The organism is Arthrobacter sp. cf158, assembly GCF_900106835.1.
Taxonomy (GTDB): Bacteria; Actinomycetota; Actinomycetes; order Actinomycetales; family Micrococcaceae; genus Arthrobacter.
This window is the reverse complement of the sequence record NZ_FNNR01000011.1, coordinates 95009-116537: the sequence shown is the minus strand read 5'-3', so window position 1 is coordinate 116537 and position 21529 is coordinate 95009. Positions and strand designations below refer to the sequence as shown.

Genomic DNA, 21529 nt, shown 5'->3' with positions numbered 1-21529 from the left:
GGATGCTACTCGGCCACTGCGGAGGTGATGAGGGCCTTCAGGGTGCTCTTCTCAATCTCGCCAAGAACGCGGGAGGCAACCTTGCCTTCCTTGTCCAGGACCAGGGTGGTGGGCACTGCCCCTGGAGGGACAATGCCGGACACGGACAGCAGCACTGCCCCATCCTTGTCATTGAAGCTCGGGTAGGTGATGTTGAAGGTCTTATCGAAGGCCTCGGCGGTAGCTTGTTCGTCGCGAAGGTTGACCCCGAAGAACTGAACGCCCTGGTCCTTGAAGTCCTGGTGCAGGGCCTCAAGCTGGGGTGCTTCGATGCGGCACGGAGCGCAGGCGGCAAACCAGAAGTTCAGGACAGTGACTTTGCCTTGGAGGTCCTCGGGCTTGATGCTCTGTCCGTTGAAGAGGGTTCCCTTAAGGGCCACGGGAGCAGCACGGTCAGCCTTGGCGAACTCCGTCACCGAGCCGTCACCTGCCACGTAGTTCTTGTTGTCGCCGGCCTTGGCCTGTTTGGCGAGGGTGTCTTCCTGGGCGCACGCGGACAGGCCCATGGTCAGTCCGGCCAGGAGGACTCCGCCGGCGCTCAGCACGCCTCTGCGTGAAAGATTCTTGTCCATGCTTCTACGCTCCCGGGGTGCTCGCCGCGCCGGGAAGAAGCACGGCAGCGGGCTCGGTGTATTCGACGCGCACGATCTTGCCGTCGTCGTCGAGCGTCAAGGAAGTCAGGGACGTCAGCGTGCATTCGCGCTTGCGCGGGTCGTGCGCCAACCGCCGTCCCTCCGCGGTCAGGCGAGTGGACCAAATGGGCAACTGGTGGCTGACCAGGATGGCTTCAGCGCCGTCCCCGCCCAACTCGATTGCCTTGACGCGGGCATCCTCTACAGCGGCCAGCACGCGGGCTGCCTGCTCCTTGTAAGGCTCACCCCAGGAGGGTCGCAGGGGATTCCGGAAGTAGAACCAGTGCTTGGGTTTGAGGAACTCGCTCTTGGTGGGGTGGAGACCCTGGAAGTGGTTCTCGGCTTCGATGATCCGCGGCTCGGTGTGGATCTCGAGATTGAGGGCCTCTGCCGTAGGCATGGCTGTTTCCTGGGCACGGGTGAGCGGCGAGGCGACCAGGTGCACGATCTTGGCGCCTTGGCTGGCGCGGGCTGCGAAGTGATCAGCCAGCATGCGGGCCATCTCCCGGCCGCGTTCGGAGAGGTGGAATTCCGGCAGGCGACCGTACAGGACGCCGTCGGGATTGTGGACCTCGCCATGGCGAAGCAGATGGACGGTTGCTTGGGGCATGTTTACCAGTTTCTCAAAGAAGCGGGGCGATCCGAAATCTTCTACCGCTAGTAGAACTCAAAGTTTTCCAGAAATGTTCCATGGAGTTGGAATAAAAGATGCATATGCATGTTTATACTAGACACGAAGCTCGGTTGACGCTTCAAGCAATCGCTTCAACCATGCAAACACGCAGTACCTTCCACCAGACATAGGAGCAACACCATGATGACCCTTCCCGCTACCGTCACCACCGGCACCTGGACCCTCGACGCTTCCCACAGCGAGATTGGCTTCACCGTCCGCCACGCAGGCATCAGCAAGGTTCGCGGCCAGTTCAAGGACGCTTCGGCCACCCTCGAGGTTGGCGAAACCCTCACGGACTCCAAGGTGAGCGCCACCATCCAGACCGCCAGCTTCGACTCCGGCGACGTCAACCGCGATGGCCACGTCAAGGGCGAAGACTTCTTCGACGTGGAGAAGTTCCCCGAAATCACTTTCGTCTCCCGCCACGTCAAGGCCAACGGAAACAGCTTCGACCTCGTGGGCGATCTCACAATCAAGGGCGTGACCAAGGAAGTTGCCATCGAGACCGAATTCAACGGCGTGGCCGTAGATCCCTTCGGCAACACCCGCGCCGGCGTCTCCGGCGAAACCACCATCAGCCGCAAGGAATTCGGCCTTACGTGGAACGCCGTACTCGAAGCCGGTGGCGTGCTGGTCAGCGACAAGGTTGTCATCAACCTGGAACTCGCGTTCATCGCACCGGCCGCTGCATAGCCATAGCCACTCCTGGAGTGCCGAGCGGCGCCCGCACAGTTCACGCTGTGGGGGCGCCGTTTCGTATTCAGGGAAGTCACCCCGCAATTGTTCGGCAAACAGCCTGTATTTAGCTGCGAGTTGGCTCCGAATTTCCTATGCATCCTTCAACCTGCGGTCTAAAGTGATGCCATGAGTACCCCAGACGAAACACCACAGCCACAGCAGCCCGGCTCCCAGCCTCCGCAGCCAGGCAATGTTCCTCCTGCGGGCTACCAACCACCGCAGGGTTACCAGCCGCCCCAGGGTTACCAGCCGCCGTCGCAACAGGGCCAGTATTCGCAGCCCGCACCGCCGCCGCCCGGTACTGGGCAGCCAGCCCCCGGCCAGCCGGGACCGGGCCAACCCGGATTCCACTTCGAAATGCCCACCGACGGACCCCGGAACTTCAACGACGTCATGCCGCAAGGCGGTTTCTCGGGGATGTTCAAGACCCAGGGCCTGCCAACGGAACTGAAGGTGTCCTACTTCATCTGGGTGATCTCCGGACTCCTGGGCCTGTTGTTCGGGCTCATTGGATTCTTCGCAGTCATTGCTGCGTTCGCCTTCGCCCCGGCATTTGCTGCAATCGCCCTGGTACTGCTCCTCCTCGCCCTGGCCGTGGCCGCAGCGCAAGTGGTCCTGGCCATGAAAATGAAGGAAGGCAAGGAGTGGGCCCGCCTGGCGCTCACCATCGTGGCCGCCGTTTCCCTGCTGCTGGCCATCTTTGGCGCAGCCAACGGTGGCGGATCCGGCATGGGACTGGGCGGCAACTGGTTTGGTTTCCTTGTCAGCGCTGTCGCCGTAGTCCTGATGTGGCTGCCCAATTCGCAGCTGTGGTTCAAGGCAGTAAAGGGTCAGGCCTAGCGCTGACGCTACTGCCGCCGTCGTTCGGTGAACGACGGATTTGAAGGCAAAGGCCGCGGTGAATCCCTTTCGGATTCCCGCGGCCTTCATCATGAAGGCGTAAGCCAACATGATGATTTTTGCTGTGAGCCCGAAATACCTGCGTGTGATCGTCTACAGTGTCAGACCCGGGAGGTACGGTGGAAGCAGAACCACGCTGGGGGCAGGGTCATTTTGCTGATCCCGGCGGCCGCACCAGCAGTCGAACAAGCAAAGGAATGCCATGAGCAACCCTCCCTACCCGCCATCAAACCCGGGCGACTCCAACCAGCCCGAGCAGCCGGGCACCCAGCCCTCGGCGCCCCAGCCTCCTGCACCGCAATACGGCCAGCCCGCAGCACCGCAGTATGGCCAGCAGGCTCCCGCGGCACCGCAATACGGCCAGCAAGCTGCACCCCAGTATGGCCAGCAGGCTCCCTCCGCACCGCAATACGGCCAGCAGGCTGCACCCCAGTATGGCCAGAGCACCAATTGGCCGAGCCAGCAGCCCGGCCCCACTGGTCCTACGGCCGTTCCCCAGATGGTGAACTATGCCTTCTGGATGATCGTTGCCGCCGGCATCCTTTCTGCCATCAGCTCGCTGCTCTTGGCCACCACCGGCGCCGACGCCTTTATCAACGCCATGAATCAGCAAGCCGCCCAGCAGGGCACCGAGTTTCCTGCCGGGTCCATGGACGGCATGCGGGGCGCCATTGCAGTGGGTGCCGTGGTGGGTGCAATTGTTTCCTTGGGCCTTTACGCCCTGGTTGCTTTCCCCGTCCGCAAAGGTAAGAACTGGGCCAGGATCCTGGGAACGGTCTTCGCAGCGATCTCTGTCCTGGGCCTCACCGGCTTGTTCCAGTTCGGTGCCACGTACGGCATTATGCAGCTCGTGGTGATCTTGCTGGGCGTTGCCGCAATCGTCTTGCTGTACTTGCCGGCATCCGCTCCGTACTTCCGGAAGCCACAGCCGTTCGGCAACCCGTACCAGAACCCCTACGGTCGCTAAACACGCAATAAGAAGAATCACATGCGGGCGTGGACCCCGGCGAAGGCTAAATGGCCTGACCCGGAGTCTGCGCCCGTTGTGCGTGGTAAGCCAAAATCTGAAGCTCCGTGGCCATATCAACCTTGCGAAGGTTCACATGCGGCGGGACCTGCAAAAGCACAGGGGCAAAGCTCAGAATGCTCCGGATACCAGCTGCAATCACCCGGTCACATACCGCTTGGGCTACGGTGGCCGGCAGGGCGAGCACCACCATGTTCGTATGCGTGCGCTCCAGGACGCGCTCCAACTCCGCGGAGTCGCTGACGCGCAGCCACCCCACCTCGTTGCCGATCACCATGGGGTCGGCGTCAAAAATGGCGACAACGTCAAAGCCCCTGGATTCGAAACCGCCATAGCGCGCCAGGGCTTTTCCGAGGTTACCGGCACCTACAATCGCAACTTTCCAGTCGTGCGTCAGGCCCAGCGCGGCCGCGATATGCCGGCTAAGGTATTGGACCTCATAGCCCACCCCGCGCGTCCCGTAGGAACCAACGTAGGAAAGGTCCTTGCGGAGTGTGGACGAGCTAACGCCCGATGCCTCAGCCAGCGCTTCGGAAGAAACCCGTTCCACGCCTTCGGCCAAGAGAGAGTTGAGCGCGCGCAAATAGAGGGTCATCCGGGCCACAGCCGCGGGCGGGATCTGCTTGGCGGCAGGTTCATTGTCCTCGGTTGTCGCTTCCGGGGACGGTTCCAGCGCAGTCACGGTATTCTCCATTGCGTCGCTTTGTTGTTCCACTCTATGACCCCCGGCCGGACTCAACAAAAGCCATTACTTACGGGTAACCCCACCCTCAGCCTGCCAGGACTTTCTTCAGGGTGCGGGTCAACCGTTCCTCGTCGATCTTCCAAAAATCCCGTTGGATACCGTTCACCAGCACCACGGGAATCTCCTCGGCGAACCGCTCCTGCAGTTGCGGATCGTCGTCGATCCTTTGCTCTGTCCACTGCACACCCAGGCTTTTCGTGACACGCTCGACGGCGGCACGCGCCTCGGTGCAGAGGTGGCAGTCAGCTTTGGTGAGGAGAACGACGTCGGGAATAGCCATGGGATAACGGTAACCGGCCCCGTGCTCCCCCACATCCCACAGGATGACGCACAGAGTGCGCCCTCAGCGCGGGGCACCGGCAATTGACTAGACTCAAGGCATGCCCGAGGAGAAGAACGCCGCAGTTGCCGCATCTGCCCAAGCGCAGAAGCACACTGGCGAGGCTGCTTTCTTCGACGTCGACAACACGTTGATGAAGGGTGCCAGCCTCTTCCACGTGGCGCGAAAGATGTACGAACGCAAGGCCTTCACTTTGCCGCAGGCCGCTGGGTTCGCCTGGAAGCAGTTCAAGTTCGTGATGCGCGGCGAGAACATGGAGGACGTCCACGCAGTACGCGACTCCGCCCTCACCCTTGCTGCCGGGATCACTGTTGACGACATCAAGGCCTTGGGTGAAGAGGTCTATGACGAAATGATCGAGTCCCGGATCTGGCCCGGAACCAAGGCACTCGCCGAACAACACCTCAGAGTGGGACGCAAGGTGTGGCTGGTGACAGCAACCCCCATCGAGGTTGCCACCGTGATCTCCACCCGCTTGGGCTTGACCGGCGCACTGGGCACCGTGGGCGAGGTGGAGGATGGCATGTACACCGGGAAACTCGTGGGTGACATCCTGCACGGACCCGCCAAGGCGGTGGCAGTCCAACTCGTGGCCGATCGGGAAGGCCTGGACCTCGATCACTGCTGGGCCTACAGCGATTCCGCCAATGACATTCCCTTGCTCACCATGGTGGGACACCCCGTGGTGATCAACCCGGACGCAAAGCTCCGCAAGCACGCGCGCGAGAACAACTGGCCCGTGTACGACTTCCGGTCCGGCCGCCGTGCAGCAACGCTCGGCCTCAAGGCAGCCACAGTGGGCGGTGCGATCTACGGATTGTGGCGCGGCTTCTCACGATTCCGCGGCCCCCGCTACTGACCCTCTCTCACCAAACGCCCCGTTCCGGCCCACCCTCTCTCACCAAACGCCCCCACCCGGCCAACCCTCTCTCACCAAACACCCCGTTCCGGCCCACCCTCTCTCACCAAACACCCCGTTCCGGCCCACCCTCTCTCACCAAACGCCCCGTTCCGGCCAACCCTCTCTCACCAAAGGCGATAGGCTGCGGGCCTGTGGATAACTTCTGCACGCGAGGGCCGTCCTGGGCAACAATGCCCATATGCAAAAACCGTCGCCCCTTCCTGCCGTGCTGGCTTCTGCTCCCTTCACGATCGACGAGGCCAAGGCCGCTGGTTTCGAGCACGCGCAACTCAGGAATCAAGTCTCAATCGAAAGTGTCAGCCAAGGAATCTACCGCCCTGCCAGCTGGGATTTTGACTTGGCGGAAGCTGCGCGATCCCTCTCAGCTGCGAGTCCTGGCGCATGGATCTCGCACGTGACCGCCGCCAAATTACATGGCCTCTTCCTGCCTCCTTGGCTGGCCGACTCGAATGAACTCCACCTCAGCAAACCGAGGAACCTCCCGTCAGCGCGGCGACGAGGCATCATCGGACACACAGTGCTCGTGGACGAATCCGAAATCGAGTTCAATCAAGGCATCTGGATGAGCACTCGCCCCAGGACCTGGCTGGACTTGGCACGCCAGCTGCCGTTAAAAGAGCTGGTCTGTGTCGGCGACCAGATTATTCGCATGCCGCGGCAAGAATTCGAAGGACGCGAAACGCCATTCACTTCGCCGGAGGCACTTCGGAAGATGCTGGACCGGCACAAGAACCTGCAAGGCGTGGTCCGCGCACGCGAAGCACTTGAACTCATGAGGGTCGGTGCGGACTCGGCGCCGGAGACGATGCTTCGTCTGGCCATGCTCGACGCAGGCCTCGCCGCACCCGAGCTCCAGATTCGGCTCCGAGTTGACGACCCCTTCTCTCCGTCCGCGGACCTCGGCTTTCGCGTGCGGCGTTTGGCGATTCAGTACGACGGCGAACATCACCTTGGGGAGGAACAGTTCTTCAGCGATCGGCGCCGTGATAAAGCCTTCGCGGCGGCGGGCTGGACAGTTCTTATCTTCGGAAAGGACGATCTGGCAGACGGATTCACTAAGGCAATACTGAAAATCAAGAAGGCACTAAGGAACGGCTGGATTGACCCTGCCGTGGAGTCGGGTTTCGCACGCGAACAGTGAGAGAGCATCACCAAAAACCCAACGAACAGTGAGAGAGCATCACCAAAAACCCAACGAACAGTGAGAGAGCGTCGGAAGGATGCAAAAATGCCCGCCACCTCGAAAGGTAACGGGCATTCACGCTTGATGAAGTATCTCTACTTCTTATTGCGGCGCTGGTGGCGGGTCTTGCGAAGCAGCTTGCGGTGCTTCTTCTTGGCCATACGCTTGCGGCGCTTCTTAATAACTGAACCCACGAAAGTTCCTTACAAACTAGAAGTTCCTGTCTGTTGGAACACATCCGCGGAAGCAGACTGTACAACTGACAGATTCTTACATTGACGTAAAACGTTCCTTAACAGAGTACCGCTTCAAAGGGGCACCCCGTGACCACGGTCCGTCTGATGGGCCGCGGCAGTCTCAGGCAGTCTCGGATTGCCCGTCCACAACAGCACCCTTGAGGTACTGGGCGACGGCTTCTTCCGGAACCCGGAAGGAACGGCCGAACCTGACGGCGGGCATTTCCCCTGAGTGGACCAGGCGATACACGGTCATTTTGGAAACACGCAAGACGTCGGCCACTTCAGCCACCGTCATGAACCGCGCGTTCGAGAAGTTAGTCTCTGCGGACATTTCCCATATTCCTTTGCTCTCAGACAGTAGGACACCCCCAGAAGAACGGTGTGCCGATGCTGAGCCATCCAACAACCATGTGCTAGATACTCTAGAGGCTGATGGGGCCAATGTGAAAGCATTTCCGGAAAGTGGGATGCTACTCCCCGGTTGCCACGCGGCGCTTCCGGGCCGAGGCAGCGAGCTGTTCCAGCACCGAGGCCGTGACGTCCCATTCCATGCAGGCGTCAGTGACGCTCTGGCCGTAGACGAGCTCCTGCGTCCCCGCGAGCTGGGCTGCCACGTCCAGGTTCTGCGCGCCGCCCACCAGGAAGCTCTCCAGCATGACGCCGGCAATCGGTGAGGTCTCCCCCGCCTCAAGCTGTGCTCCGATTTCCAGCGCAACCTCTGCCTGGCGGTGGTGGCTCTTGCCGCTGTTGGCGTGGCTGGCGTCCACGATCAGGCGCGGGTTGAGCCCCTTGGCAGCGAGCTTGGCCGAGGCTGCGGCGACGTCCTCCTGGGAGTAATTGGGACCCTTGCGTCCGCCACGGAGAATGACGTGTGTGTCCGGGTTGCCGGAGGTCGCAACGAGAGCCGCCCGGCCGTCGTCGTCGATTCCCAGGAAGGCCTGCTCAGCGGCAGAGGCGCCGCAAGCATCGATGGCCACCTGGAGGTCGCCGTCGGTGCCGTTCTTGAAACCGATGGGCATGGACAGCCCGGAGGCGAGCTGGCGGTGGATCTGGCTTTCGGTGGTGCGGGCACCGATGGCGCCCCAGGAAACCAGGTCCGCCATGTACTGCGGGCTGATGGGCTCCAGGAATTCGGTGGCAGTAGGCAGACCCAGCGCGGTGACCTGCTTCAGGAAACCACGGGCAGCGCGGAGGCCGGCGGCAATGTCGTGGCTGCCGTCCAGGTGGGGATCGTTGATGAGGCCCTTCCAACCCACGGTGGTGCGGGGCTTCTCGAAGTAAGTCCGCATGACGATCAGCAGGTCTTCCTTGTGCTTCTCGGCCTGGCTGACCAAGCGGCGCGCGTATTCAAGGCCGGCCTTGGGGTCGTGGATGGAGCACGGCCCCACGATCACCAGCAGGCGATCGTCCACACCGTCCATGATGGCGCGGACCTGGTCGCGGCCGCGGTCGACGACGGCGGCGGACCGGGCGTCCAGCGGTAGCTCAGCGATGAGGTCCTGGGGCGCCGGAAGCGGCTCGAAGCGGGCCACCCGCAGGTTGGAGGTGGCGGGCTGCGCGGCTGCTGTGGTGTGAGCGGAGTTGAGAGATTCGGCGGGTTCTGCGGCGATGCTGGTCATTTCTGGGTCCTGTCCGGGATACGGAGCGGGCCCCTTTTCAGAACCCGCCGGATATGGCGAAGGGCAGAGAATAATCTCTGCCCTGTTGGCTCTGAAGGAAAGTTGGATGCGTGTCAGTTAGACGCGGGCCCCTCCAGAGCCAACGAAAAATACGCATACCAACGCTTAGTCATAGCCACACCATAACCGCGGTTCTTCACAGCGGGCAAATCCGGTCCATCAAGATGACAGCAGTTTGCGCAGGAACTGCAGTTGCTTGATCCAGTGGTGTTCCTGGCCGCCCTCGTGGTTGTTGAAGCGGTACACCTCGATGTCCTTCTCCGGCGCACCGCCGCCAACACCGTAATTGTTGTAACTGGCGAACACAGTGGACGGCGGGCAGATATCGTCCATCTGGGCTGCCGAGAACAGCGCCGGAACAGTTGCTGCGCGGCCCAGGTGGACACCATCGAAGTAGTTCATTACAGCCAGCATGGACTCGTATTTCTCACGGTGCCGGCCCAGGAATCCGGCGATCTCCGGGTAGGGGCCACGCGGGGTGATGTCGATGGCGCGCCGGAAGTCCTGCAGGAAGGGGACGTCGGGCAGCGCGGCGATGACGCCGTCGAGCCTCCCGGCCGTCAGCCCGGCTGCAGCAACGGTGATGCCGCCGCCCTGGCTCACGCCGGTGAGAACCACTGTGGAAGGGTGGACGGCGGGATGGCTCTGTGCCGCTTCCACCGCGCGGAAGGCGTCCACGTAGACCCGGCGGAAATAGTAGTTGTCCTGGTGGTCGGCGCCCCGGGTCATGAGGCCGGCGTAGTTGACGCCACCAGCCGAGGGATGCGGATCCGGGGTGTCGCCAGAGACGCCACCATAGCCCTGCCCACGGGTATCCATGATGAAGTGCGCGTAGCCGGCCTGCGCCCAGCGGGTGTTCTGGTTGACCAGGCCACGGCCACCGGAATAGCCGATGTACTCCACCACTACGGGGAGCTGCTGCCCGGCCTCAAGGTGCGCCGGCACGTGCAGCCAGCCTTTGATGCGGTCTCCCCCGAAGCCGGAAAAGGTGACGTCGAAGGTGTCGATCACTGACAGATAATTGTCCACCGGCTCGAAAACAGCGTTCAGCGGCAAGGCCCTGGCCTCGGTAATGGTGCGGTCCCAGAACGAGTCAAAGTCGGCCGGCGCAACAGCGCTGGAGGTGTAGTTGCGGAGCTGCACAAGAGGGAGGTCAAAGAGGGGCATGGGGACATCCTACGTCATGGTTTCGTGCGCCCCATCACAGGGCAGAGGTGGCTACAGCTGGCTGATGAAGAGGTTGCGGTATGCGGCTTTGAGTGGAGCCATCTGGCGGATTCCGAAGTACCCACCACCCAGAGGCCCGGCACTTGGGTCCGTCCAGTCAAACAGGGGCAATCCGTTGATGGAGAAGGCTACCAACGGGCCGTCCTTGAGCACCTCCATCCGGTAATAGCCATCCGCATCTTCGGCGGGAGGAAGCGGATCAGCCCCCTGCGCCACCAGCTCAAAGCCAGCGCTCTTACGCAGATTGCAGGTACGGAAAGCACGTTCTGAAGCGTATTTGTGCCGGAAGTAGGAGATATGGAGCGCATCGATATCTCCCGAGTGGTACTGCGGGTAGAAGCCGGTGCGGGGAGCCAAGGCAGACGAGAAAAGGTCCTCGCCTCCCCGCCCCCGGGCAGCGAAGAACACCATGGCCAGTCCGGGTTCCTCCAGCGGCATGAACTCCCAGGTGATCCGCACATGATCCGGGATTTCTTCCGGGCACCAGAGGGTCCAGTGTGCATGATCTCCGTGCTCCTCCGCGTCGAGGGAGCCCGACAGGACCAACGCACCGGTGCCCTCGCCACCCGAACCCGGACCGCCGTCGTCGTGCGTTCCATAGTGCACCGGCCCCTCGGCAATCCAGGAAGCGATATCCGACGGTCCCCGCAGGGGGTTGGAGTAGATCAAACGCGCACTCCCGCACTGATGGTGGCCGCCAGGCCATAACCAAGCGACTCGAGTTCCCCGGCCACGAAAGCGGCGATCCGCTGGGCGCCCCTTACATGGAAGTGCGTGTTGTCCTCGAGTCCCCCGGCCCAATGCGCGTGCTCGCCTGGAGCGAAGTGAAAGAAGAGTTCCTTGGAGCCCTCCTCCCCCATTTCCTGGTACAACGCACGGGTCCACTGGTTGAGGTCCAGGACGTCCAGTTCCAGTTCGGCGCCGAGTTCGCGCACGACGGCGGGATACTCGCCCAGCGTGGTGTCCAGCCGTCCGTTACTGAAGTGCCGGCGCTCCACCGACGTACACAGAACGGGAACACCACCCTTGGCACGGACCTCGGCCACCATACGGCGGAGGTTGCCGTCGTATCCCGTCCGCGCCGCGAGGTGTTCCCGCTTCTGGTCGTTGTGCCCAAACTGAATGAGGACGAGGTCTCCCTTCACCGTCTGGTTCAGCAGTTGATACCAGAGGCCCTCCTCGCGGAACGACTCCGTGGTGGCCCCGCCCTTGGCAAAATTGTGGACGGCGGCCCACCAGTACGTCTCGGGGGCCAGATGGGCGCCCCAGCCGCTCATCGGATGCTCGTAGCTGGGGCAGGCGGCAACTGTGGAGTCGCCCGCAAGGAGGATTTTCATGGTTGTCCTTTCATGGGAAAGCGGCGCCTAGCCCTTGACCGAGCCGATCAGCATTCCCTTGGCGAAGTGCTTCTGCAGGAAGGGGTAGAAGATCAGGATGGGCAGGGTTGCCACCACGATCACGGCGAACTTGATGCCTTGTTCCGGCGGGATGTACGTGGGGTCCACATTGCCGGTGCCGAGGAGGTCCGAGGCTGCCGTGACTTGGCGCAGGTACATCTGGAGGGTCCACATGTTGTTGTCGCTTAGGTAGAGCAGCGGGGACATGAAGTCGTTCCAGATACCTACCGCGTAGAAAAGGGCGAACGTGGCCAGCACCGGCTTGGACAGCGGAAGCAGGATCCGCCACAGGATCCCGATTTCCGTGGCGCCATCCATCTTGGCCGACTCTTCCAACTCGGCGGGAAGCTCCTGGAAGAAGTTCTTGATGATGATCAGGCTGAACGGATTGATGGCCGCCGGCAGAATCAAGGCCCAGTAGCTGTTCAGCAGCCCGAGGTCCTTGACCAGCAGGAACGTGGGAATCATGCCTCCGGAGAACACCATGGCAAAGACCACCAGGGACATGATGAGTTTCCGGCCGCGCAGGTTCTTCTTCGCCAACGGGTAGGCCATGGTGACGGTGAGGATGAGCTGCACCAGGGTGCCTACCAGTGTTACCAGCACAGTGGTGATCAGTGCCCGGGTAAAGGCAGGCGTGGAGAAGATGTACTCGTAGGCGCCCAGTGTGAATTGCTCGGGCCAAACGAAGAACGCGCGCCTGGTGATTTCAGCCTCGTTGGCAAAGGACCCGGCGATCACGTAGATGAACGGCAGCAGCGTAATGATGCCGATCAGGCTGAGGAAGACGTAGTTGGCGGCATCGAAGATGCGTCCGCCACGTGTGTTGTGGATCTTCATTTAGAACAGTCCGCTCTGGTTGAACCGCTTGGACAGCCAGTTGGTGCCGAAGATCAGCACGATGCCCACCAGAGACTTGAACAGTCCGACGGCGGTGCTGTAGCTGTAGGCGCCTTGCGTAATGCCCACGAAGTACACGTAGGTATCGAAGACGTCGGCCACACTGCGGTTAAGTGCGTTGGTCATGAGATAGATCTGCTCAAAGCCGGTGTTGAGCATCTGCCCGATGGCCAGGATGAGCATCACGATGATGGTGGACCGGATCCCGGGAAGGGTAATGTGCCAGACCCGGCGGAACCTGCCGGCGCCGTCGATGATCGCGGCCTCGTACTGGTCCTGGTCCACGGTGGCCAGGGCTGCGAGGAAGATGATGGTTCCCCAGCCGGTGTTCTTCCAGATTTCCTGGAGCACGATCAACGGCCGGAACCAGTTGGGATCGGACAGGATATCCACGTTGGTCCCAAAGAGCCCGTTGACGAACTGGAACAACGGTCCTATGTCCAAGGCGAAGAGCAGGAAACTCAACGACGCCACGATGGTCCAGGACAGGAAATGCGGGATGTAGACCAGCGTCTGGACGGTTCGTTTGAGCACTGAGAGGCGGACCTCGTTCAGCAGGAGCGCCAGGATGATGGTCAGCGGGAACGCGATCCCCAGGTTCAGGAAGGCCAGGATGAGCGTGTTGCCGAGCAGACGCGGGAAATCAGGGTTGGCGAAGAAGTCCGTGAAGTTGGTGACGCCCACCCAGGGACTGCCGTTGACGCCCAGGAACGGTACATAGTCCTTGAAGGCAATGGACACGCCGTACATTGGCCCGTACCGGAACACCGCGAAGTACAGGACTCCTGGCAACAACAGCAGATACAGCCACTTGTAGTGCGCGAAGTGGACAGCGAACCCGCGCCGCCGCGCCGGGGCGGGCGGCAGGGTGGCCGCCCGCTCCGAGGCTTTGGCTTCTACAACCGGGGCTGTCACTTCTTGTTGTCCTGCCAGAGGTTGTTGATTTCTTCCTTGACCTTGTCACCGCCGCTGGTGTTCCACAGCTTGATGGCGTCCTTCAGGCCCTGCTCGTCGGTCTGGCCGGCCAGGTACTTGATGCGGGCATCGGCCACGATGTTGTCCAGCTGCGCACCCTTGGCAACGTAGGTGGGCGAAACAAACGCGGCGGCCGGGTTGTACACGGCACTCTTGAGATCCTCCGCCATGACGGCGACGCGATCGTCAAACACCTTCTGTTCGTACTCGGAGGCCTGCTTGACGGGGTAATAGTTGTTGCCGGTGACGTTGGTTCCCAGCTGGGCGAAGCTCTTGATATCCGTGTTGACTACCTTGCCCTCAGGAGTCTCGGGCTTGATCGTGGCCGCGAGACCATCTTCCAGCGCGAAGTTCACGCCCTCGATGCCGTTGTTCAGGAGAACGGCCACGTCCTTACTGTTGAGCTTGTCCAGGAAGGTGAGCACGTTCTTCAGGTCGGCCTCAGTCTTGACGCTGGACTTGGGGATAGCCAGGAACCCGGAGTAGCCGTCCGTGGGGTGGGCGTGCAGCTCGCCATCTGGCCCCTTCAGGCTGCCTACGAAGCCCACTTTGTTCTCGAAGTCATTCGGGTTGGCTTGCTTGAAAAGGTTGATCAGCACGCTGACGCGGGAGTCGACGTCCACGATGATGCCGCCCTTGCCGTTGAAGAACGGCTCGTTCCACTTGGTTCCATCGAACGTCGCGAAGTCCGGGTTGATCAGTTTCTCGTCCACCATCTTCTTAACGAAGCGGTTGGCCTCAAGGAATTCTTCGGTCTCGAAGCTCGGAACCAGCTTGCCGTCCCGCTCGGTCCAGCGGTTTCCGGCGCCGAACCAGGTTTCGATCATGTCGTAAGGGCTGTTGGTGCCCAGTGCGCCCCATTTGGGGATGGTGATTCCGTACGTGTCGTTTTGCCCATTGCCGTCCGGGTCCTGCTCGGTGAAGGCCTTGGCTACTTTGTACAAGTCCTCAGTAGTCTCAGGTGCCTTCAGGCCGAGCTTGTCCAGCCAGTCCTGCCGGAACATCACAGCGGCACGGATCGGATTACGTCCGCGGTAAACGCCGTACACCTTGCCGTTGACGCTGGCGTTCTGCTGAACCTCGGGGAAGGTGGTGCTGAGGTTTGGGTAGTCCTTGAGCTTGTCCGTCAGGTCCCAGAAAGCACCGGCCTCGGCGTTCTTCACGAAGCCGGGCGTCTTACCCTGGACCACCAGGACGTGCGGGATCTCGGCGGACGCCAAGGTGATGTTCATCTTGTCTTCGTAGGAGGCATTGGGCGTCCAGGTGATGTTGATGTCTTTGCCCGTCAGCTCTTCGAGCTTCTTCTGCACTGCGCCATCGGCTGTTGGCGGCTGCGCCTCCAGGAACGGAGCCATGATCTTGACGGACGAAAGGTCCGACGCCGGCGCTTCGCCACCGCAGGCTGTGAGCGCCAGGGCAGCTGAAAGCACGACGGCGGCGGCCAGCGTTTGTTTTCTTCGGATCATTTTCTTACTACTCCACTTCTTCGGGGTTGATATCGCTGGACGGCTCAGCCGACGGGACCCCGGGGAACCTTTTCAGGGTCCAGAGGTGTTGTCCGCTGGCGTCTTGATACGTTTCATTAATGCTGACGACTGTGGTCTTGAGGACAGGTTCAGCGTGCCCCTGGACGTCAAGCGGGCGATGGAGCACTTGCCCTCCACCTGCGGCGGGACGAACGGGATTGACGTCAGACAAGGCTGGCCTCCTTGGCCAATGCGGGGGCGGGCTTGCTGGCAGCCGTCCCGGCGGCTTCCATGCCGGCCATGGCGTCATCGTTCGCAGTGAAGAAGCGATCACACAGCCATCCGGTGACATAAAGCCACGCCCCCACGCCGAAGAACGGGATCAGCCCCGGAATTGATCGACACACAAACAGCGCGGCCGCCGTGACGAAAAGAAGGATCACGGTTCCCGCCAGATGGCGCATGGCGAAGCGGGAGGACATCAGGAAGTACTGCACCAGGGAGAGCTCGTAGCGGGCAAACATCGGAAAGAGGTAGCAAAGGGTGCCCGCAACAAACAGGGCTGCCAGCAGGATTCCCGCCGAGGCGATCTGGGAGCCGAGGTCCCAGCCTGCCGAGAAGTAGCCCCAATTGAGCACCAGCGCCACTCCCACCGCCAGCAAGGGCAGCCCCAGGGCATTGCCCTTTCCGAAGTTCTTGAAGTACTCCCTGGCGAAGCGGCGCAGCAGGGGCGTGGCATTTCCCCGCACCTTGTCACGAACCAGGACGTGGGCCGCGACGGTGCTGGGACCAGCACCAAGGACCACTCCACCCAAGAGCGTGAAGACAAACCACAGCACGTTCAGGCAGGCAATCCACAGGAGCGTGTCAAAAAGCGTGTAGGCCCGGAAGCCGAATCCACCAGACGCCATGGAACCCCCTTTCTCCATCGTTGCAGAACAGGCCCAAGCAACCGCGGTGACGGGTTTGTTGTGATCTCTCAGAACAGCCTGCATCGCCAGTCACTTGGAGTTGGCCCGGGTGGGCCACGTCACAAAGTAAACGCTTTCCCGAAAACTTAGACGCTGGACGCATGTCGAGTCAAGACGGATCTTGAATCGTTACATTTGCCGGATGACCGCGCTACACTGGGCAGAGCCGGGATTGGGAAAGCGCTTGCTGGGTATAGCCTGAACCCGCCGGAACACTGACAGAGAACACCTCGACGACGGCGTCAACCGCCTTCGTTGCAGCGCCAGCAGAGGAGAGCCCATGGACACCCGCTCCACACGGTCCATCACCAATCCGACACCCCCCGGCGCTGCGCCCGCGCAGAGCGACCTGACGGCAGACTTGGCGGCGCCGGCCAGGATCGCCCTGGTGGGAGTCCACGGCTTCGGAGCCCACCATCTCCGCAACCTTGAACGACTTGGCGCAGAGGGCGCGGTGGAACTCGTCGCCGTCGCCGATCCCAATCCTCCGGCCGCCGGAGCCCTCCCGGACACCACGGCAGTTCACGCCAACCTCGACCAACTTCTGGCCGGCAACCACCACGTGGACGTCATCATCGTGGCCACCCCCATTCAGACCCACGCCCCGTTGGCGCTGTCCGTGCTTGCTGCCGAAGCCCATCTCTACCTGGAGAAGCCCCCGGTGGCGTCCATGAAGGACTTCCTCCGCCTCCAGGAAGCTGCGGGCGCCGCGGGACGCAGCGTCCAGGTCGGCTTCCAAAGCCTCGGCTCCCATGCCCTCGCCGCTTTGGCGAAATTGGCTAACGGAGAAGCCGCAGATGAGCTTCCCACCATCGGCACGCTCAAGGGCATCTCTGCCACAGGCCGCTGGGTCCGCGACCGCGCCTACTACAAACGCTCGCGCTGGGCCGGCAAGCGCAGCCTGGACGGAGTGGATGTGGTGGACGGTGTGGCAACCAACCCGCTGGCCCATGCGATCGCCACCGCACTTCGCATCGCCGGCGCCCGCCACGCTGAGGATCTTGCCTCGGTAGAGACGGACCTCTACCGTGCCAACGATATTGAGGCGGATGACACCTCCGTGATCCGCCTGCGCACCATCAACGGCCTGCCCATCACCTGTGCCCTCACGCTCTGCGCCACTGAGCCTGTGGAACCGTATGTCACCCTTCATGGCACGGAAGGGACGGCGGTGTTCCACTACACCGAAGACCGGGTCACCGTTGCCACCGAGGACGGGGAAACCACGCACACTTTCGGCCGTGACGACCTCACCGAGAACCTCCTCCAACACCTTTCCGGGGGCACGCCCCTGCTGAGCCCACTGAATCACAGCGGCGCTTTCATGCGCGTCCTCGAGGCAGTCCGCACTGCTGAAGCGCCGGCCCTGATTCCGACGGAATGTGTGGAATGGGTGGGAACGGGCGATCAAGCCCACGCTGTGATTCCCCACATCGAGGACATCCTGGAACGTGCCACCCGCGCCCACGCCACGTTCTCCGAGCTGGGACTCCCCTGGGCGCTGCCGAACACTACCGGTACCGAAGCACTCTTCTCCCCCGAGCCAGGTCTGGACTATCCCGCAACAACCCTGCGGAGCGGGAGCAAGCTGGAAACCAACCTGTCGCCGCGGCCCTATCTGCACCCCGTATCCACCCCGGCCGGAGTAGTGGTGACAGACCACCTGGCCTCGGACCACGTCTGGCATCTCGGCGCCGGGTTCGCCCTTCAGGACGTCAACGGCAGCAACTTCTGGGGCGGCCGCAGCTACCGCAGGACTGCCGGAAAGTACCTGGACCTGAAGGACCACGGACGAATCGAGGTTGCAGGCATCACCCGGGAAGAGGGCCGCACCACGCTTGACCTGGAGTGGTTCGGCGCCGACGGCAGCCTGGTCCTGCAGGAACGCCGCACCTTTACACGCACCGTCAGCAGTGCGCGCACGTGGCGTCTGGACATCCAGACCCGGCTCACCGCCGTCGTGGATGTCAGGCTGGGGAGCCCTGGTTCCCATGGTGCCGCCGGCAGCGGCTACGGCGGATTCTTCTGGCGGTTGCCTGTCAACGGCTCGCCCCGCGTCTTCTCCTCCACAGCCGAGGGTGAGCCTGCCGTGCACGGTTCCGTTTCGCCGTGGCTGGCCTGGACGGGAGAGTTCGACGGCGGTACCGCCACCTTGGTGTTCGGCTCACCGTCCGAGTCCGAAGATCCGTGGTTCGTGCGGTGCAGCGGCTACCCGGCAGTGGGATCCGCGTTGGCCTGGGATGCCGCGGTGGAGTTGGCCGCGGAGACGTCCCTCACCCGCAGCAACACGGTGTGGATCAGTGACGGAACGCTGGATCCGAAGGAGATCGAAGAGCTGGTGGCCGGGCGATGAGCACTGCGGCGGCGACGCCCCCCACCGCCAGGAACCCCACCGTCCAGGGCCTGCAGCAGTGCCTGACGGCACCGGCCAGGCCGTCTTTCGGCTGGTTGCTGGAGTCAGGTCCGGGCGCGAGCGCGGAGCACGCGTTCCAAAGCGCCTACCGCCTGAGCGTGCTGGACCGGGCTGGCAAGGTCCTGTGGGATTCGGGCCACGTTGTCACGGACCAGCAACACCACCTTCCCTACACAGGCCCGGAGTTATCCCCTGACAGCGATTATCAGTGGACAGTGCAGCTGACTGACGCCGCCGGAAACACCGGCGAACCCAGCGCACCGGCCCCCTTCAGCACGGGCCTGCCGGATCCGGGCGGGTGGAGTGCGGAGTGGATTCACCGGCAACAGGGTGGGCGCGCGCCGATAGCAGTGGTGGAGGGATGCCTGCGGGTGAGCGGTTCGCCGTACCTTCCGTGGCCGGTTTCATCCAGCGGCAGCACCGTCATCAGCGCCCGGTTCCGCCTGCGGCTTGGTACCGCCGGGATTCTCCTTCGCTGTGACGGCCCCGGAAGTGGCCTGCTCCTGGAGATCAAGCCGAACCGGTCTGCCCTCCTGCGTCCCGCTCCGGAGTGGGAGATCGGCACCATGTCGGCTCCGTTCACGGAACCCCTCGCCGGGACTCCGGCCTTTGAAGCAACCGCGGCGTCCCGCGCCGGAGCACTTCCCGACGACGGTTGGCAGGACCTGGTCATCGCCGACGACGGCCAACGCATCACGGTGAGCATCGACCACGACATCGCCCTGGACGCACTGGTCCCCGGCCACACCGCCAGGGGCATCGCGTTTCATCAAGGGCCACGCAGCCAGGCAGAGTACTCGTCCGTTCGGGTCCAGAGTGACGGGACAACCCTCCTGGACAGTGACTTCACCCAGCCCGGCGCCCTGACGGGCTGGACCACCACCACTCCCCTGCGCCAACCCGACGAGTGGACCCTGGCTAAAGCAACCATCAAGCTCACAGGCACCGTGGCACGGGCCCGGCTCTACGCCGCTGCGGGCCACCACGCGAGCTTCTCCATCAACGGCAATGCGTGCCTGGAGACCACCAACTTCGGCTACCCGGGAGAGCATTTCTACAACGCCGCCGACGTCACGGACGCCCTGCAGTCGAGCGAAACCGCCACCTTGACCGCCGTCGCGCATTGGTACGGTCCCGGTCAAGGCCGCGCCGCCGGCCGCCCAGGCCTGCTGGCCCAGCTGACAGTGGAGTACGACGACGGCACCCGGGACGTGTTCGGATCCGGACCCGGGTGGCTGGTGGCCGAAGGACCGTACCGGCAGGGCGGATACCGGAATGATGAGGGCGATCCGATCGAACATTTCGACGCGATGGCCTGGCCGGAACCACAGCAGTGGCATCCGGCACTCTCCCTCGGAGCCCACCCGGTCCCCGACTTCCCTGTCCTGCGGCCCAACGATGCGGGCGTCGCACGTCACTACGCGGCCGCCGTCGATCTCTTCACTGCGGATGACGGAACACCGGTAGCAGACTTCGGCGCAGTGCTCCCCGGGCGTCCCGTGGTGGAGTTCCTCCGTGGTGAGCGTGGGCGGACCGTGATGCTCCGGGCGGGCTACAACCTCCGTGCCGACGGCCGCGTGGATACTGGAAAGACGCCCAGCCAGAACACGGATATGTCGTTCCCCTACACCCAGGCAGACGGCCCGCAACGCTACGAGGCAGCCGTGCACCTTGGCTTCCGCTACCTGGAATTCCCGGGCATGGACTTGGCGGACCTCGGGGAGGTCGGCGCCACCGTGATCCACGCCGATCACCCGGAGGAGGGCAGTTTCCGCAGCTCGGACCAAACGCTGAACCGGGTGTTCACCCTCCTGCGGGACTCGGCCTTGTTGGGAGTCCAGGAACAGTTCGTGGACACCCCTACCCGCGAGAAGGGCCAGTTCCTGGGCGATGCCGTGAACATCTCCTACGCCACCATGGCGTTGTTCGGTGAGCGTCACTTCACGGCCAAGGCGCTGCGCGAGTTCGCAGGATCGGCGCGCCGCTACTGGGATTCACCACAAGAGCGTGGGCGCTACAACGCGGTCTATCCCAACGGCGATGGAAAGCGCGACATCCCTGATTTCTCGCTCATGATGCCCGAGTGGGTGGAGGAGTACCACCGGCTCAGTGGTGACGACGCCCTGGTGGCCGGGATCCTCCCCCAGCTCATGTACACGGCCGAATACGTCCTGCGCCACATCCCCGTGGATGGTCCCACGGCCGGTCTGGTCACGGACCTGGGCGGCGGTGGAGGCCCCTATCTTCACGGCATTGTGGACTGGCCTGCTCCGGGCCGCTTCGGGTATGACATGGACTGCGCGGCGCGGACCACAGTGAACGCCCAGTCATGGTCAGTGCTCGACGCCGTCGGCCGGTTGTGCGCGGCCACCGGCCTTGAGCGGGACGCGGCCAGGTTCGGTGAGGCCGCGGCATCGCTTGCCGCACAGATCAACGCCCGGCTGCGCGTGGACGGAGTCATGGTGGATGGTCTCTACACCGACGGCCGCCCGAGCCTCAATGCGTCCCAGCATGCCACCTCGTTCCCCCTGTCCATGGGTATCACGCCCGTTGAACACGCGGCGAAGGATGCCGAGCGGATCGCCGGGATGGGCATGCGCCAGGGTCCCATGACGGTGCATCGGCTGTTCCGGGCACTGCTGTCGCAGGGGCGGGTAGATGACGTCCTCACCTTGCTCACGGATTCCACCCAACCCGGGTGGGCCCGCCAGCTCGACGCCGGGGCTTCCTTCACGTGGGAAGCCTGGGAGCTCGATGAGGGCACGGACTACAGCCAGTCGCACGCATGGTCGGCATCGGTCATCCGGGAGATCCTTGAGTACCTCCTCGGCGTCCGCGTCACCGCAGTGGGTGCTTCCGCCGTCGTGATTCAACCGCCGGTGTGCCGGCTGGAACATGCCGAGGGCAGCGTGCCAACGCAGCGCGGAACTGTTTGGGTTTCCTGGCGCAACACCCCGGCGGGCATGGAACTGGAGTACACGGTGCCGGCAGGGGTCACAGCCCAAGTGATTCTCCCGCGAGATGACAGCTGACGCCACTGTTCCCCGGGGGAAGTGGCGT

22 protein-coding genes are annotated in these 21529 nt (G+C 62.9%); 7 read left to right on the top strand and 15 right to left on the bottom strand.

What is annotated here, in order from left to right; all coding sequences use genetic code 11:
- Nucleotides 1-5: 5 nt before the first annotated feature.
- The gene (locus BLW08_RS20160; RefSeq protein ID WP_091327577.1) at nt 6-611 is read right to left on the bottom strand and encodes a TlpA family protein disulfide reductase; all 606 of its coding nucleotides are present in this window, start codon (nt 609-611) and stop codon (nt 6-8) included.
- A 4-nt stretch (nt 612-615) separates the two neighbouring features.
- Nucleotides 616-1281 carry a histidine phosphatase family protein gene (locus BLW08_RS20155; protein ID WP_090816834.1) on the bottom strand — a complete coding sequence of 222 codons (666 nt, stop codon included), beginning with the start codon at nt 1279-1281 and terminating at the stop codon, nt 616-618.
- 207 nt (nt 1282-1488) lie between these two features.
- Between BLW08_RS20155 and BLW08_RS20150 the strand changes: the two genes are divergently transcribed.
- The 3 genes from BLW08_RS20150 (at nt 1489) to BLW08_RS20135 (ending at nt 3952) form a co-directional block, all read left to right on the top strand.
- Complete coding sequence (locus BLW08_RS20150; protein WP_091327652.1) at nt 1489-2040, top strand: YceI family protein; 552 nt, start codon at nt 1489-1491, stop codon at nt 2038-2040.
- 171 nt (nt 2041-2211) lie between these two features.
- Entirely contained in the window at nt 2212-2925 is a 714-nt protein-coding gene (locus tag BLW08_RS23975) for a hypothetical protein (RefSeq protein ID WP_175538778.1), read from the top strand.
- A 262-nt stretch (nt 2926-3187) separates the two neighbouring features.
- A complete protein-coding gene (locus BLW08_RS20135; RefSeq protein WP_091327575.1) occupies nt 3188-3952 on the top strand; it encodes a hypothetical protein in 765 nt (254 codons plus the stop codon).
- 46 nt (nt 3953-3998) lie between these two features.
- Here the strand turns inward: BLW08_RS20135 and BLW08_RS20130 are convergent, their stop codons facing one another.
- Together BLW08_RS20130 and BLW08_RS20125 are read right to left on the bottom strand one after the other, a co-directional pair.
- Nucleotides 3999-4694 (bottom strand): redox-sensing transcriptional repressor Rex, encoded by a 696-nt coding sequence (locus BLW08_RS20130; RefSeq protein WP_175538777.1) that lies wholly within the window; start codon nt 4692-4694, stop codon nt 3999-4001.
- 88 nt (nt 4695-4782) lie between these two features.
- Complete coding sequence (locus BLW08_RS20125; RefSeq protein ID WP_090816825.1) at nt 4783-5037, bottom strand: glutaredoxin family protein; 255 nt, start codon at nt 5035-5037, stop codon at nt 4783-4785.
- Between the two features lie 100 nt (nt 5038-5137).
- Between BLW08_RS20125 and BLW08_RS20120 the strand changes: the two genes are divergently transcribed.
- Both BLW08_RS20120 and BLW08_RS20115 read left to right on the top strand, forming a co-directional pair.
- The gene (locus BLW08_RS20120; RefSeq protein ID WP_090816822.1) at nt 5138-5956 is read left to right on the top strand and encodes an HAD family hydrolase; all 819 of its coding nucleotides are present in this window, start codon (nt 5138-5140) and stop codon (nt 5954-5956) included.
- Between the two features lie 241 nt (nt 5957-6197).
- Nucleotides 6198-7160: a DUF559 domain-containing protein gene (locus BLW08_RS20115; RefSeq protein WP_091327570.1), complete on the top strand. Its 963-nt coding sequence runs from the start codon at nt 6198-6200 to the stop codon at nt 7158-7160.
- A 137-nt stretch (nt 7161-7297) separates the two neighbouring features.
- On the opposite strand, the gene BLW08_RS20110 is transcribed toward BLW08_RS20115, so the two are convergent.
- The 11 genes from BLW08_RS20110 to BLW08_RS20060 all read right to left on the bottom strand — a co-directional run bounded on the left by BLW08_RS20110 (nt 7298) and on the right by BLW08_RS20060 (nt 15996).
- A complete protein-coding gene (locus tag BLW08_RS20110) occupies nt 7298-7396 on the bottom strand; it encodes a 30S ribosomal protein bS22 (protein WP_003792170.1) in 99 nt (32 codons plus the stop codon).
- 163 nt (nt 7397-7559) lie between these two features.
- A complete protein-coding gene (locus tag BLW08_RS20105) occupies nt 7560-7772 on the bottom strand; it encodes a helix-turn-helix domain-containing protein (RefSeq protein ID WP_017199160.1) in 213 nt (70 codons plus the stop codon).
- Nucleotides 7773-7911: 139 nt separating this feature from the next.
- The gene (locus BLW08_RS20100; protein ID WP_090816818.1) at nt 7912-9060 is read right to left on the bottom strand and encodes a 3-deoxy-7-phosphoheptulonate synthase; all 1149 of its coding nucleotides are present in this window, start codon (nt 9058-9060) and stop codon (nt 7912-7914) included.
- 219 nt (nt 9061-9279) lie between these two features.
- Complete coding sequence (locus tag BLW08_RS20095; protein ID WP_091327567.1) at nt 9280-10287, bottom strand: acetylxylan esterase; 1008 nt, start codon at nt 10285-10287, stop codon at nt 9280-9282.
- A 51-nt stretch (nt 10288-10338) separates the two neighbouring features.
- Nucleotides 10339-11016, bottom strand: a complete 678-nt coding sequence (locus BLW08_RS20090) for a DUF1961 family protein (protein ID WP_090816813.1) — start codon at nt 11014-11016, stop codon at nt 10339-10341.
- Nucleotides 11013-11684, bottom strand: a complete 672-nt coding sequence (locus BLW08_RS20085; RefSeq protein ID WP_091327564.1) for a rhamnogalacturonan acetylesterase — start codon at nt 11682-11684, stop codon at nt 11013-11015. Before BLW08_RS20085 ends, BLW08_RS20090 begins: the two co-directional genes overlap by 4 nt.
- Nucleotides 11685-11711: 27 nt before the next feature.
- Complete coding sequence (locus BLW08_RS20080; RefSeq protein ID WP_090816807.1) at nt 11712-12584, bottom strand: carbohydrate ABC transporter permease; 873 nt, start codon at nt 12582-12584, stop codon at nt 11712-11714.
- Nucleotides 12585-13559, bottom strand: coding sequence for an ABC transporter permease (locus BLW08_RS20075; RefSeq protein ID WP_090816805.1), 975 nt, complete (start codon nt 13557-13559; stop codon nt 12585-12587).
- On the bottom strand, nt 13556-15085 hold the full coding sequence (locus BLW08_RS20070; protein ID WP_091327559.1) for an extracellular solute-binding protein: 1530 nt from the start codon (nt 15083-15085) through the stop codon (nt 13556-13558). Before BLW08_RS20070 ends, BLW08_RS20075 begins: the two co-directional genes overlap by 4 nt.
- A gap of 7 nt (nt 15086-15092) precedes the next feature.
- Entirely contained in the window at nt 15093-15317 is a 225-nt protein-coding gene (locus tag BLW08_RS20065; RefSeq protein WP_091327556.1) for a hypothetical protein, read from the bottom strand.
- Nucleotides 15310-15996, bottom strand: coding sequence for a YesL family protein (locus BLW08_RS20060; RefSeq protein WP_091327553.1), 687 nt, complete (start codon nt 15994-15996; stop codon nt 15310-15312). The genes BLW08_RS20065 and BLW08_RS20060 overlap by 8 nt, the downstream gene beginning before the upstream one ends.
- Before the next feature lie 340 nt (nt 15997-16336).
- On the opposite strand from BLW08_RS20060, the gene BLW08_RS20055 reads away from it, so the two are divergent.
- A complete protein-coding gene (locus tag BLW08_RS20055; RefSeq protein WP_091327551.1) occupies nt 16337-18409 on the top strand; it encodes a DUF6807 family protein in 2073 nt (690 codons plus the stop codon).
- Nucleotides 18406-21501: a family 78 glycoside hydrolase catalytic domain gene (locus BLW08_RS20050; RefSeq protein ID WP_091327547.1), complete on the top strand. Its 3096-nt coding sequence runs from the start codon at nt 18406-18408 to the stop codon at nt 21499-21501. Before BLW08_RS20055 ends, BLW08_RS20050 begins: the two co-directional genes overlap by 4 nt.
- Nucleotides 21502-21529: the final 28 nt, after the last annotated feature.